At 63.3% G+C, this 13303-nt stretch carries 16 protein-coding genes; 11 read left to right on the forward strand and 5 right to left on the reverse strand.

The features are described from left to right. The first annotated feature begins 138 nt into the window (after positions 1 to 138). From ispZ to MST27_RS03140, 6 genes are all read left to right on the forward strand, one after another. Positions 139 to 720, forward strand: a complete 582-nt coding sequence (ispZ, locus tag MST27_RS03115) for a septation protein IspZ (protein WP_243604558.1) — start codon at positions 139 to 141, stop codon at positions 718 to 720. Positions 721 to 723: 3 nt separating this feature from the next. Beyond that, positions 724 to 1023: a YciI family protein gene (locus MST27_RS03120; RefSeq protein ID WP_243604559.1), complete on the forward strand. Its 300-nt coding sequence runs from the start codon at positions 724 to 726 to the stop codon at positions 1021 to 1023. A gap of 64 nt (positions 1024 to 1087) precedes the next feature. Further along, a complete protein-coding gene (locus tag MST27_RS03125; protein ID WP_243604560.1) occupies positions 1088 to 1477 on the forward strand; it encodes a hypothetical protein in 390 nt (129 codons plus the stop codon). A gap of 19 nt (positions 1478 to 1496) precedes the next feature. After that, positions 1497 to 2174: a response regulator transcription factor gene (locus MST27_RS03130; protein ID WP_243604561.1), complete on the forward strand. Its 678-nt coding sequence runs from the start codon at positions 1497 to 1499 to the stop codon at positions 2172 to 2174. Positions 2175 to 2300: 126 nt separating this feature from the next. Then, a complete protein-coding gene (locus MST27_RS03135) occupies positions 2301 to 2711 on the forward strand; it encodes a Spy/CpxP family protein refolding chaperone (protein ID WP_243604562.1) in 411 nt (136 codons plus the stop codon). Between the two features lie 77 nt (positions 2712 to 2788). Then, positions 2789 to 4144, forward strand: coding sequence for a sensor histidine kinase (locus MST27_RS03140; protein ID WP_243604563.1), 1356 nt, complete (start codon positions 2789 to 2791; stop codon positions 4142 to 4144). Here MST27_RS03140 and MST27_RS03145 read toward each other — a convergent pair. Together MST27_RS03145 and MST27_RS03150 are read right to left on the reverse strand one after the other, a co-directional pair. Further along, positions 4141 to 4707 carry an NAD(P)H nitroreductase gene (locus tag MST27_RS03145; protein WP_243604564.1) on the reverse strand — a complete coding sequence of 189 codons (567 nt, stop codon included), beginning with the start codon at positions 4705 to 4707 and terminating at the stop codon, positions 4141 to 4143. The two genes, MST27_RS03140 and MST27_RS03145, sit on opposite strands and share 4 nt — an antisense overlap. Before the next feature lie 58 nt (positions 4708 to 4765). Continuing rightward, positions 4766 to 5137 (reverse strand): YkgJ family cysteine cluster protein, encoded by a 372-nt coding sequence (locus MST27_RS03150; RefSeq protein WP_243604565.1) that lies wholly within the window; start codon positions 5135 to 5137, stop codon positions 4766 to 4768. Between the two features lie 316 nt (positions 5138 to 5453). Here MST27_RS03150 and MST27_RS03155 point away from each other — a divergent pair, with 316 nt between their 5' ends. Beyond that, on the forward strand, positions 5454 to 6905 hold the full coding sequence (locus MST27_RS03155) for a TrkH family potassium uptake protein (protein WP_243604566.1): 1452 nt from the start codon (positions 5454 to 5456) through the stop codon (positions 6903 to 6905). Positions 6906 to 6908: 3 nt separating this feature from the next. Here the strand turns inward: MST27_RS03155 and MST27_RS03160 are convergent, their stop codons facing one another. From MST27_RS03160 to MST27_RS03170, 3 genes are read right to left on the reverse strand one after another with little or no spacing between them, the layout of a single operon-like run. Then, the gene (locus MST27_RS03160; RefSeq protein WP_243604567.1) at positions 6909 to 7349 is read right to left on the reverse strand and encodes a nucleoside deaminase; all 441 of its coding nucleotides are present in this window, start codon (positions 7347 to 7349) and stop codon (positions 6909 to 6911) included. A 32-nt stretch (positions 7350 to 7381) separates the two neighbouring features. Continuing rightward, positions 7382 to 8308 carry a DUF808 domain-containing protein gene (locus MST27_RS03165; RefSeq protein ID WP_243604568.1) on the reverse strand — a complete coding sequence of 309 codons (927 nt, stop codon included), beginning with the start codon at positions 8306 to 8308 and terminating at the stop codon, positions 7382 to 7384. Positions 8309 to 8354: 46 nt separating this feature from the next. Beyond that, positions 8355 to 9404: an AraC family transcriptional regulator gene (locus MST27_RS03170; RefSeq protein ID WP_243604569.1), complete on the reverse strand. Its 1050-nt coding sequence runs from the start codon at positions 9402 to 9404 to the stop codon at positions 8355 to 8357. A 161-nt stretch (positions 9405 to 9565) separates the two neighbouring features. Here MST27_RS03170 and MST27_RS03175 point away from each other — a divergent pair, with 161 nt between their 5' ends. The 4 genes from MST27_RS03175 to MST27_RS03190 all read left to right on the forward strand — a co-directional run bounded on the left by MST27_RS03175 (position 9566) and on the right by MST27_RS03190 (position 13280). Next, positions 9566 to 9883, forward strand: coding sequence for an Mpo1-like protein (locus tag MST27_RS03175; protein ID WP_243604570.1), 318 nt, complete (start codon positions 9566 to 9568; stop codon positions 9881 to 9883). Positions 9884 to 10035: 152 nt separating this feature from the next. After that, positions 10036 to 11424, forward strand: a complete 1389-nt coding sequence (locus MST27_RS03180) for an adenylate/guanylate cyclase domain-containing protein (protein ID WP_243604571.1) — start codon at positions 10036 to 10038, stop codon at positions 11422 to 11424. Positions 11425 to 11488: 64 nt separating this feature from the next. Continuing rightward, a complete protein-coding gene (locus MST27_RS03185) occupies positions 11489 to 12256 on the forward strand; it encodes an AraC family transcriptional regulator (protein WP_243604572.1) in 768 nt (255 codons plus the stop codon). Positions 12257 to 12389: 133 nt separating this feature from the next. After that, on the forward strand, positions 12390 to 13280 hold the full coding sequence (locus MST27_RS03190) for a DMT family transporter (protein WP_243604573.1): 891 nt from the start codon (positions 12390 to 12392) through the stop codon (positions 13278 to 13280). The last annotated feature ends 23 nt before the right edge of the window (positions 13281 to 13303 follow it).

The following is a 13303-nucleotide window of genomic DNA, read 5'->3' on the forward strand; positions in this document are numbered from 1 at the left end:
CGTGTGACCACCTTGACCGACGCTCGTGCCCTCGTCCGGGTTCGCCATATAGGGCTGGGCCGAAATGGGCGGCAGGACCATTTCGCCACAAGCGCGGTTTGTTATTATGCCGGCCACACACCGCCCGTGGCTCCCTTCGTGAAACAAATCATCGATTTCGTCCCTTTGCTGCTCTTCTTCATCGTCTACAAGCTCGAGCCAAGGGCGATCGAGCTGGCCGGCTTCAACCTGACGCTGGGCGGCATATTCAGCGCGACGGCCGTTCTGATCATCAGCTCCCTGATCGTCTACAGCGCCCTGTTTGTGCACCAGCGCCGGCTGGAAAAGTCGCAGTGGCTCACACTCGGTGCCTGCCTCCTGTTCGGAGGCCTCACCCTCGCGCTGCATAGCGAAACCATCCTCAAGTGGAAAGCACCGGTGCTGAACTGGCTGTTCGCGCTCGCCTTCCTTATCAGCCAGTTCATCGGCGATCGGCCGCTGATCCAACGCATGATGGGCCATGCGGTGGAATTGCCTGCCCACCAGTGGGCCCGCCTGAACGTCGCCTGGGTTCTGTTCTTTTTGGTCTGCGGCTCGGCCAACCTGTTCGTCGCCTTTGTCTATCCAGCCATCTGGGTCGACTTCAAGGTGTTCGGCAGCCTTGGCCTCACGCTGCTCTTCATGGCCGCCCAGGCCGTATTCCTGGTACGCCACATGCAACCCGAACAATCGAGGGACTAGTCCATGCTCTACGCCATCATCGCAACAGATGTCGCTGACTCGCTACAGAACCGCCTGGCATCTCGACCAGCCCACCTGGCCCGACTCGACCAGCTCCAGCAGGAAGGCCGCCTGGTCCTGGCGGGCCCGCATCCGGCAGTCGACAGCAACGATCCAGGCACCGCGGGCTTCACCGGCAGCCTGGTCGTTGCCGAGTTCGAATCACTAACAGCCGCCGAGGCGTGGGCGGCAGCCGACCCCTACAAGGCGGCAGGGGTCTATGGCGAAGTGGTCGTCAAGCCGTTCAAACAGGTCTATCCCTGAGCCGCCCAGCCGGCAGCCGTTACCGGGTCGCAGCATGGCGACCATTTTGGAAAAAGGAGTTCCGATGCGCAAAGGTTCGCTGCTTCTGCTGCTCAGCGTGATGCTGGCCAGTCCTGTTCTACACGCCGAACAAACCCCGCCTGACCTCGCTGCTGCCGAACGTCAGGTCGAGCTGGAGCAGCAACTGCTCGACAATCAGGCACAACGGCAAGCACTGAAAGCAGACATGGCTTCTCAGCCAGACACGAGCGCGCAGCAGGCTCAGCTGGCACGGCTGCAAGAGGAAAATCGACGCCTGCGCCTACAGCTTCAGCAAGAGCAGGCCAAGCCTCAGCCACAGTGGCTGGGCGAAGACCAACAATGGTTCGCTGTAGGTGGCGGCGTGGGTGTGCTCGGCTTCCTGCTGGGTGTACTGACCACACGTGGCCGCCGCCGCCGCCAGTGGCTGAACTGATGCAAGCACGAACGAACCCATGAGCGAACTCTTGCTGATCGACGATGACCAGGAGCTGTGCGAACTGCTGGTCAGCTGGCTGTCCCAGGAAGGCTTCGCGGCTTACGCCTGTCACGACGGGCAGAGCGCCCGCGTGGCGCTCGCCGAGCGCCAGCCCTCCGCTGTGGTGCTGGATGTCATGCTCCCCGATGGCAGCGGGCTCGAGCTGCTCAAGCAACTGCGCAGCGAGCATCCTGACCTGCCGGTGATCATGCTGTCAGGCCGTGGCGAACCGCTCGACCGCATCCTTGGCCTGGAGCTCGGGGCCGACGACTACCTGGCCAAACCGTGTGATCCTCGCGAGCTGACGGCCCGGCTTCGTGCAGTGCTGCGCCGCAGTCAACCTGTCAGCACGCCAAGCCAACTGGAACTTGGCGACCTCTGCTACAGCCCGGCGCGAGGTGTCGCGACGGTCGGCGACCATGAGGTCACCCTGACGCTGTCGGAGGGCCGGATACTCGAAGCGCTGCTGGGTCAGCCGGGCGAACCGATGGAAAAGCAGGCCCTGGCCCAGCTCGCGCTAGGACGCAAGCTGACGCTCTACGACCGTAGCCTGGACATGCATGTCAGCAACCTGCGCCGCAAGCTGGGGCCCCACTCGGACGGACGGCAGCGCATCGTTGCGTTACGCAGCCGTGGGTATCTGTACGCGAACTGAGTGGCTTTACCGAGCCTTTACCCTGACCTGACGGCCGTTGACCTTGCGCGCCCTAGACTGAGCTCATCCGATCGAAATGGATCAGCAAGGTCCGGGTCGGTTCCCACAGTCAATGGAGAACGCACCATGCGCAAGACACTCATCGCCGTACTGTTCGCTTCGACCCTTCCCGCCATTGCGATGGCGATGCCCGATGGCGGCGACCACCGCCGTCACGACGGCCGCCACGGCCCATTCGAACAACTTGACCTGACCAAGGAACAGCGAGGTGAGATGCGCAAGCTGATGGGCGAGCAGATGAAAAGCCATCGCGAAATCACCCAACGCTACCTGGACAAGCTACCGGAGAGCGAACGCAAGGCTATGCAGGATGAGCTGAAGGCCAACAAGGAAAAGACTCACCAAGCCATGCGTGGTCTGCTCAAGCCTGAACAGCAGAAGCAGTTCGACGAGATGCACGAAAAGATGGAAGCCAAGCGCGCCGAACGCGCCGAATTCCAGAAGTGGAAAGCTGAACGCGATCAGGACAAGAGCTGATCGAAGCCCCAAAGCTGCCCGGCCGTGCTCGCCTCTTCAGGTGAGCACGGCCGGGCTTCGTCGTGGAGTAACCAACGATGCGGTCGCTGTTCTGGCGCATATTGGCAACATTCTGGCTAGCGATCGCGCTGGCCGCCGGTCTCGCGGTCCTGCTCGGCCACGCCCTCAACCAGGACACCTGGATCATCAACCGGCACCCTGGCGTCAAGGACCTCTCGAAAATCTGGACGCAAGTTTACGAACGCCAGGGGCCCATTGCCGCGCAATTTTTGCTGGAACGCCATCGCAGCCGTTTCCATGTTGATGTGCAGGTCCTGGCCGAAAACGGGCAACCGATCATCCGCGGCACCTTTCCCCCACGCGCTGCCGCGTTCGAGGCACGGCAGGAAAATCGGGACGGACGCCTGCCCTGGCGCCGCCTGACCGTTGATTACACCAGCCCACTTTCGGGCGAAACCTACCTCTTCATTTACCGCATTCCGAACTCCGAGCTGCAAGCTTGGCATCGCGGCAGCCTTTTCTGGCCGCTGAGCGCCATTGGCATCGCGCTCGTGGTGCTGACCGGATTCAGCCTGTTGCTGACGCTGTCGATCACCCGACCGCTGGACCGTCTGCGCGGCGCCGTTCACGACCTTGGCCAGACGACCTACCAGCAGAACTCCCTGGCGCGCCTGGCGACACGGCGAGATGAGCTGGGCGTGCTGGCGAGCGACTTCAACCGGATGGGCGCTCGGCTGCAGAGTCTGATCAGCAGCCAGCGGCAACTCTTGCGCGACGTTTCCCACGAGCTGCGTTCACCGCTGGCCCGCCTGCGAATCGCCATCGCCCTCGCCGAACGCGCCACACCCTCCGAACGCGAAGTGATCTGGCCCCGCCTGGCCAAGGAGTGCGACCGGCTCGAGGCGCTGATCAGCGAGATTCTCGAATTGGCTCGACTGGACGCCGAGCCCGGCGCGGCCAGCCCGGTGGATCTGGCAGGGATGTTTGCCCAGCTCGAGGAAAACGCCCGGATCGTCTCGCCCAATCAGCACATTGACTGGCGAGTGGAAACCGCTATCGACCTACGCGGTTGGCCGGACATGCTTGAGCGTGCGCTGGACAATCTGCTGCGCAATGCCCTGCGCTTCAATCCCGAAGGGCAACCGATCGAGCTACGCGCCAGCGCCGATGAAGATTGGGCAATCCTGAGCATTCGCGACCATGGCCCGGGGGTGGATGAGGCGCATCTGACCCAGCTGAGCGAACCCTTCTTTCGGGCACCCGGCCAGACGACCGCAGGCCACGGCCTCGGGCTCGCCATCGCACGCCGGGCAGCCGAACGCCACGGCGGCGAGCTGCTGGTGGGCAATCATCCCGACGGTGGCTTCGTCGCCAGCATCCGCCTGCCGCTACGCGCAGCCGTGGCGAAAACCCCGCTCCCGGCTGGCGGTTAGCGCGTCGCGTCCCAGCGGCTGACAAATGCCTGGGGATCGAGTTCAGGCGCGCGGCGCAGGCTGCCCTCAGGCGTTCCGAGATAGATGAAGCCAAGGAGGTGCTCGTCCGCCGCCAGTCCGAGCCCGTCGGCCACGAAGCGGTCGTGGGACAGCTCACCCGTGCGCCATACCGCCCCGACGCCCTGAGCATGCGCGGCCAACAGCAGACCATGTGCAGCGCAGGCCACGGCCAGCAGCTGCTCGGAGCCGGGTACCTTGGGGTGCGATTGCACCCGCGCGATCACGGCTACCAGCATCGGCGCTCGCAGGGGCATCTTCCTTGCTTTCTGTATGGCCTCATCCGGCACATTCGCCTCACGTGCCTGCAAGGCATGGACGAACAGCTCACCAAGCTGCCGGCACGCCTCCCCCTCGACGGTCAGAAAGCGCCACGGGCGCAATTGCCCATGATCGGGCGCGCGCAAGGCTGCACGAAACATGACATCCAGTTGCGCGGCCGTCGGCGCCGGCTCGGCAAGGCGCGGCACGGAAACACGGTTGATCAGCAGGTCTAGAGCATCCATCCATCACCTCCAAAACGAATCGGACATTCTAGGGCTCGAGCGCGTTCATGGCACCCGTTCAGGCCACACGGTCCGGCTGCAGATGCGGTTCCAGTGGCGGTGTCAAAGGCGGCAAGCCGTGAGCAGCACGAGCCGCGTCGCAATGCGCGTTGTGCTCGCCGTTGGCCCAGGACGCGTCGAACTCGCGGCAGGTGCTCGAACGCTGTTCGTACAGCGTGCAGCGCACTCCGCATCCAACATCGCCCAGCAGACCGACACAGCGCGCCGGCTTGCTTTCCGTGCCCTTCATGGCGACATGAAAAGGGCTGACCTGAACGGTGATGTCGTCCGGTACCGTACCGCCGGATGAGGCGCATTCGCCCCAGAAGAAGGACACACGAAAGTACGCGCAGCAGGCGCCGCACGTGAGACAGGGATTGTCGATCGACATGAAAGGAGGACACCCAGAAAACCGGCAAAGGGCCGGCACCCCAAGCTGTGTGGAAACGACGGCGAACGAACAGGCCGCGTTGATACCGGATCGCTTGCGCGTCACGCGCGCCACGCCCTTATCAGCCTCGCCTGGCCTCGCCCGTGGGTTTTCTACGAGGCCTGACCTGGGCGGCTATTCTATTGATCGCAACGGCCTTGGGAAGAGCCCTCGCGGGCGCCATGAAAGATTTTTTCGGGTCGCCGATAGCCGGTTTACCTACGCGACGACAGGCGTAGAATGGCGGGCCTCTTTTCGAGCCGAGCATTTATCAAACATGGCCCTGCCGACCCTGCGCATCATCGGTTTCATCCTCGGCATCTTCCTCGTTACTCTGGCGGTCAGCATGGTCATCCCGATGATCACCTTGTTCGCCTTCGACCGCACGGACGACCTGCAGGCGTTCCTCTGGGCCAGCCTCATCACCTTTAGCTGCGGTGTCGCGCTGGTTGCGCCGGGCAAGCCCGAGCTGGCTCAACTGCGCCCGCGCGACATGTACTTCCTGACCACCGCAAGCTGGCTGATCGTCTGCTGCTTCGCCGCCTTGCCGATGATGCTCATCCACCACATCAGTTACACCGACGCCTTCTTCGAAACGATGTCGGGCATCACCACGACAGGGTCGACCGTGCTGTCAGGCCTCGATTCAGCCTCACCCGGCCTGCTCATGTGGCGCTCGATGCTCCAGTGGCTCGGCGGTATCGGCTTCATCGGCATGGCGGTGGCAATCCTGCCGCTGCTGCGCATCGGTGGCATGCGGTTGTTCCAGACCGAATCATCCGATTGGTCGCAGAAGGCCATGCCCCGCTCGCACGTCATGGCCAAGTCGATCCTGATCGTCTACCTCGCGCTCACCCTGTTGTGCGGGTTGGCCTACTGGCTCAGCGACATGACGCCCTTCGAGGCGATCAATCATGCGATGACTACCATCGCCACTGGTGGCTATTCGACGTCCGACAGTTCGATGGGGAAGTTCTCACCGGCAGCGCACTGGGTCGCCGTGGTGTTCATGATTCTCGGCGCCCTGCCCTTCATCCTGATGGTCTCGACCGTACGCGGCAATCGCTATGCCCTGGTCAACGATCAGCAAGTGCAGGGCTTTCTGGGGATGCTGCTGATCATGTGCGTTGCCTTTGCCATCTGGCTGACGTTCAACTCGGACTACGACTTCCTCGACGCCCTGCGGATCGTCTCGCTGAATGTCGTCTCGGTGGTGACCACCACAGGCTTCGCGCTAGGCGACTACACCCAGTGGGGCGAGTTCGCGGTGCTGGCCTTCTTCTACCTGACGTTCATCGGCGGTTGCTCGGGCTCGACTTCTGGCGGGCTGAAGATCTTCCGCTTCCAGGTCGCCTACTCGCTGCTGCGCGCCAACCTGGCGCAGCTGGTGCATCCGCGGGCGGTCATCAAGCAGCGCTACAACAAACACACCCTCGATGAGGAAATTGTCCGCTCGATCCTCACGTTTTCGTTTTTCTTCACCATCACGATCGGCGCGCTTGCCCTCGCCCTCGCATTGCTGGGTCTGGACATGCTCACCGCGCTGACCGCCGCGGCGACCGCGGTCTGCAACGTCGGTCCGGGACTCGGACCGATCATCGGCCCGGCCGGTAACTTCTCGACGCTACCCGATGCGGCCAAATGGCTGCTTTCGTTCGGGATGCTGCTCGGACGTCTGGAAATCATCACCGTGCTGGTGATGCTGACACCTTCGTTCTGGCGGCACTGATGCTCAGCTTTCGCCAATGTCCTCGTTCCACAGGGCGGGGCGGTTGGCGATGAAACCACGCATCATCTCCACGCATTCGGCGTCCTGCAGCACCTCGACCTCCACGCCTCGACTGCGCAACAGAGCCTCTTCACCAAGGAAAGTCTGGTTCTCGCCAATCACCACCTTGGGGATGCCATAGAGCAGGATCGCTCCGCTGCACATCGAGCAGGGGGAAAGGGTCGTGTAGAGCACCGACTCGGCATAGACGCGCGCCGGTTGCCGACCGGCGTTCTCGAACGCATCCATCTCGCCATGCAGCACCGCGCTGCCCTGCTGGACGCGCCGGTTATGGCCGCGCCCGATGATCCGTCCCTGGTGCACGATCACCGAGCCGATCGGAATGCCACCTTCGGCCAACCCCTGGCGTGCCTCGTCGATTGCCGCCTGCATGAACTCATCCATCATGTCGCTCCTCTACGAACGGGCCGTTATCTTCATACGGCGCCAGATTTGCCGAACAGGCGTTTGCCCAAGGCAACGCCAGCAAAAACCACACCGCCTGCGAGGATGCCGAACCCCGCATTGAGCAGCGTGGGCGTGAGCCCCGCCAACAGTGCACCGACGTAGGGCAACGCCAGGGAATGCTCGGCGCTGTTCTCGATGAAATGGTGCACGGCTTGCAAGCCATGGGTCAGGATGCCGCCGCCGACCATGAACATGGCCGCCGTGCCGATAACCGACAGCGACTTCATCAGCCAGGGCGCGACGGCCAGGATGCCGCGCCCGATGGATTGCAAGGCGGCGCTGGATGTCTCACTCAGGGCAAGCCCGGCATCGTCCAGCTTGACGATCGCCGCGACCAACCCGTACACGCCGATCGTCATGATCAGGGCGATGCCGGCCAACACCGCAACCTGCTGGGAAAAACTCGCGGTCGCCACGGTGCCGAGCGTAATGGCGATGATTTCCGCCGAGAGGATGAAGTCGGTCCTCACTGCGCCGCTGATCTTCTCGCGCTCGAAGCTGGCCATGTCGACCTTCGGGTCTGTTAGCGCCGCGAGATGGCGGGCATGCGCCTCGGCGTCCTGGTGCATGAAGCGGTGCGCCAGCTTCTCGAACCCTTCGAAGCAGAGAAAAGCGCCACCAAGCATCAGCAAGGGCGTGATCAGCCAAGGGACGAAGGCACTGATCAAAAGCGCCGCAGGCACCAGGATCGCCTTGTTGCGCAACGAACCCTTGGCTACCGCCCAGACGACAGGCAACTCCCGGTCCGCCTTGACGCCGGTCACCTGTTGCGCGTTGAGCGCCAGGTCGTCGCCCAGTACACCGGCGGTTTTCTTCGCCGCAATTTTCGTCATGACGGACACGTCGTCGAGCACCGAAGCGATATCGTCGATCAGCGCGAGCAGGCTACTGGCCAAATTCGAAATCCTGAATGAGGGAAAGGAAGCGCCCTAGGGCGAGTCGCTAGTGTCTATGGCCGGCGTCTCGAGGGACAAGTTCCGAGCCCATTGCGAGCCGCTCGGCGCGGTATTCCCCTGGTGTCATCGAGTGCCAACGCCTGAACGCACGGAAGAAGTTACTCGGGTCGGCAAACCCGAGCAGGTAGCCGATCTCCAGCAATGCCAGCTCCGGCTGGGCGAGGTACTGCTCGGCGAGCGTGCGCCGCGTGTCGTCCAGCAGCTGCTGAAAACTGGTGCCTTCCTCGTGCAGGCGCCGCTGCAAGGTACGTTCGGAGAGGTGCAGCAGCTGCGCCACCGCATCGCGCCTCGGCTCGCCTTCGGGCAACAGACGACAGAGCAGCTGACGCGTACGGTGCGTGATGCGGCTATCCGTGAACCGCGCCAGGTACTGGCCGGCGAAGCGGTCATGCAGATTCGCCAGCTCCGGATTGGCGGTGGGCAACGGGACGGTCAGGTCGGCATGGCGGAACAGCAAGGAATGGCGAGGGGCGGAGAATTGCAGCGGGCACTGGAACAGCGCCTGATAGGGCTCGACGTCCTCGGGTGTCGGCCCTTCGAAACTGGCCTCCAGCGGAATCAGCGGCCGGTCAGTCAGCCAGCGGCAGAACGCCAGCGTGCTGGCGAGCGAGCCCTCCGCGCTCTGGCGCGCCGCCGGCAATCGATCGCCATGGATCGCCAGCGTCAGTCGATAGCCACCCCCGTCGGGCTCGAAGCTGACATCGGCCCCCTCGGCAATGATTCGCTGATAGCGCACCAGACGCTGAAAGCTTTCCTTGAGCGTTGCGCTCGACATCAATGCATAGCCAACCACGTGCATCGCGCCTGGCCGCATCACACGGGCAAGATTGAGCCCGATCGCAGCATTGCCGGTCAGCGCCACGGCACGCTGCCAGAGCTGGGTCATGGCATCCTGGGGAAAACGCGCATCGGCATCCTGGAGCGCCTGATAATCGAGCCCCAGCTCGTCGAACAGGGCATGGCAATCGACGCCACCGAGCGACAGCGCCTGCACGATGCCGTTGGCCCAACTGGATGAAGTGGTGCGCTGGTTCATCGCTTGTCCCTGGTCACGTTACGCACTTGCAAAGCCTTCGCGGCAGCCAGTTTCGGCCCAGCCATGAACGTACGCAAGGGCATCGAACTGGCGCACCAGGCCACTAGCCCTCGCCGTACGGCGATCTAGACTTGCCCTACCACAATGACAGGAGGTGCGACATGACCGCGCGAACCGCCGAACGATTCACTCGCTTTGCCGACTTTTATCCCTTCTACCTGGCCGAACACAGCCACCCGACCTGTCGCAGGCTGCATTATGTCGGCAGCCTCCTGGTGCTCGGCATCCTGTTCTACGCTCTGCTTTCGCAACAGTGGGTGTGGCTTATCGCAATGCCGGTGGCTGGATACGGCTTCGCGTGGGTTGGCCACTTCGTCTTCGAAAAGAACCGCCCGGCGACCTTCCAGTACCCGCTTTACAGTTTCCTGGGCGACTGGGTCATGCTGAAGGACATGCTCACCGGGAAGATCCGTTTCTGACTGCGAACAACAAGGCGCCGGCGCCCCGTCACGGAATGGATGGGCGGTTTGGCGCCCGGGCGCCGACTTGGTTATGATCGCGCCGGGCGCTGGCTTTCTGCGCCAGGATTTCTACGGCGCGCTCCAGCCGGATCGACCAGGGATAGCAACAGATGTCTACCGTGACCGGCGAACGGCGTAACGGCCTTGCCACTCGTCCACTGCGTGAATACTACGCGCGCGTCTTCGCCTATCTGACCTGCGCCGCGACCCTCGCGGCGGGCACCTACAGCCAGCATTTTCCGATCGCCCTGCTGTGGATGGTGCCCTACACCCTGCTCTACCCGCACTTCGCCTACCACCTGAGCTACCGCTTCAAGCGCGAGCACCCGGAACGCACCTCGCAGACCCTGCTCTGCCTCGACGCCCTAAACGCCGGCGCCGGCATCGTGCTGCTCAATTGCTCGCTGGTGCCCAGCCTGATGTTTCTGCTGACCCTGACCTTCAGTGCACTGGTCATCGGTAGCCTTCGTCATCTGCTCATGACCTTGCTGATGGTGGTCGTCGGCATCGGCCTGACGAGCCTTGTCGTACCGCTGCAGTTCAGTGGCCCGACGCCCGTGCTGGTTGCCTTGGCGAGCATCCTGTTCACCAGCCTGTACATCTGCATCACGGCGTATTACGTCCACCAACAGGGCGTCCGCCTGGCCCAGGCACGCAGTGAAGTCGAAGCGGAACAGGCCAAGGCTGCGCGGCTGGCGCGCAATCTGGCGAAATACCTGTCACCGCAGGTGTGGGAGTCGATTTTCTCGGGCAAGCGCAGCGTGCGGCTGGAAACTCAGCGCAAGAAGCTCACCGTGTTCTTCTCGGACATCAAGGGGTTCACCGAACTGTCCGAGGAACTGGAAGCCGAGGCCTTGACCGACCTGCTCAACAACTACCTCAACGAAATGTCGAAGATCACCCTCAAGCACGGGGGCACCATCGACAAGTTCGTTGGCGACTGCGTCATGGTGTTCTTTGGCGACCCCACCAGCCAGGGCGCCAAGAAGGACGCCGTGGCGGCCGTGTCCATGGCCATCGCGATGCGCAAGCACATGAAAGTCCTGCGCCAGCAATGGCGGGCGCAAGGCATCACCAAGCCGCTGGAAATCCGCATGGGGATCAACACCGGTTATTGCACGGTAGGCAACTTCGGCGCCGACACTCGCATGGACTACACCATCATCGGCCGCGACGTGAACCTGGCGAGCCGCCTGGAAAGCTCCGCCGAAGCCGGCGAGATCCTGATCTCTCACGAGACTTATTCGCTGGTCAAGGACGTGATCATGTGCCGCGACAAAGGGCAGATCACCGTCAAGGGCTTTTCCCGACCGGTACAGATCTATCAGGTCGTGGACTTCCGCCGCGACCTCGGCGCGACCAACAGCTTCGTCGAGCATGAGCTGCCGGGGTTCTCGATGTACCTGGACACTAACGGTGTGCAGAACTTCGACAAAGAGCGCGTCATCCAGGCGCTCCACCAGGCCGCCGAAAAGCTGCGCGACAAGGTCATCATGTAGCGTCGGCTCACTGACCAAGCCGAATCGAACGCTGCTGGCGTTTCGCCTGCAGCCGAGGTCCACCATGCCGCCCATCCTTTCTCTTCGCCATTACAACCACGATCAGATCATCCACAGCCATGAACATGTACAGCTGGTATTCGGGCTGCGCGGGCAGCTGGATTTCGAGGTTGCCGGCCAAGGCAGCCGCATCCAGCAGCAACTCCTGGCCGTGGTGCCTGGCGATACCCGCCACGCGTGCGGCAGCTCCCAGGGCAGCCATTGCCTGGTGGTCGACATCACGGATCGGGCCTGGCTGCAGCAACGGCTCGGCCATCACGCGGACGCCGCCCAGCGCCTGCTCGATCGTCCTGGCGCAGTCCGTCTGAGCCCGATGCAAAGCCAACTGGTCGGCTGGCTCGCCGCCAGCCCGATAAACGATCCGATCATCAGCGAGCAAGGCGCAGCCCTGTTGCTGGTCAGCCTCGCGTCCGGTTGCGAGCCGGCCGGACAAGAGCGCCCATTTGCTCTGGCGGCACTGCAGGCCTATATCGATCGTCACCTATCGCACCCGCTGCAGGTCAGGGATCTGGCGACGATCGCAGGTCTGTCCGTGCAGCGATTCCACGCCCGCTTTGTCAGCGAAACAGGCATGACGCCGCAGGAGTTCGTCCGTCTGCGCCGCCTGCAGCAGGGCCACGCGCTGCTGGTCGGAACGCAGCTTCCGGTCGGCGAGGTCGCCGCTCGGGTCGGCTATGCCTCGCAAAGCGCCTTTACAGCGGCACTCGGCCGCCAATATGGCCTGACGCCGCGGGCGATCCGCCGCGAGGCACGCGACAATTCGCGAGCGTAACTCGACAGACCAGCCGCCGCACAAGCACTACCCTGGGCGTCACCACTGCCATGGCGCCATCGCGAGACCCCATGAACCCTATCGACTCATCTACGCGTTCCTCCCGCCGCTCGGCATCGCTGGACACCAGGCCATGACCCACCGTAACGCTCTGCTTGCCATCCATTTCGGCGCGCTGATGTTCGGGCTCTCCGGCGTGTTCGGCAAGCTGGCCGCGAGTGCACCCCTGGTCATCACCCTTGGTCGCGCCGGCTTTGCCGTGCTCGCCCTTCTTCTGGCTGCGCAATTTCTGCGTAGCGGTGGTGCGCGGCCGAACTCCCGCCAGGGTATTGGGCTGGCCCTCGGCGGGCTCCTATTGGGCGGCCACTGGCTAACCTTCTTCCTGGCCGTTAAGGTGGCCGGCGTCGGTATCGCAACCCTGGGGTTCGCCAGCTTCCCCGCGTTCACCCTCTTGCTCGAAGGGCTGCTGTTCCGCGAGCGCACTCGCCCTGTCGAATTCGGCATGGTCGGCCTCGTCTGCGCAGGGCTGCTACTGGTCACACCACAGTTCGACCTCGCCAGCGAGAGCACCCTGGGCCTGATCTACGGTGTTCTCTCGGGACTGATGTTCGCCCTGCTCTCGCTGCTCAACCGCGCCGTTACACGTGGCGTGGACCCGGTGCAGGCAGCCCTCTGGCAGAACGGCACCATCCTGCTGTGCCTGCTGCCTTTCGCCTGGTCATCGCTGCCGGCCGTGCCGGCCATGGATTGGCTCTGGCTCGCGCTGCTCGGCGTGCTCTGTACCGGCGTGGCGCACAGCCTATTCGTCGCGAGCCTGAAGGTACTCAAAGCCCGGACGACCTCGGTGATCTTCGCGTTGGAACCTGTCTATGGCATCGCCATCGCCTGGTGGCTGTTCAATGAGCAACCCACGGCGCGGATGCTCTTCGGTGGCGCCTTGATCATCCTGGCCTCGGTCATCACCAGCCGATTGAAGACGCCCACCGTGACCGCCCCCGCCTCGCCCGTGCCGAAAGCGCCCTAGCGGCAGAAGACACCGCATCTTTC

It is taken from the genome of Stutzerimonas marianensis (assembly GCF_022810315.1).
Classification (GTDB): domain Bacteria; phylum Pseudomonadota; class Gammaproteobacteria; order Pseudomonadales; family Pseudomonadaceae; genus Stutzerimonas; species Stutzerimonas marianensis.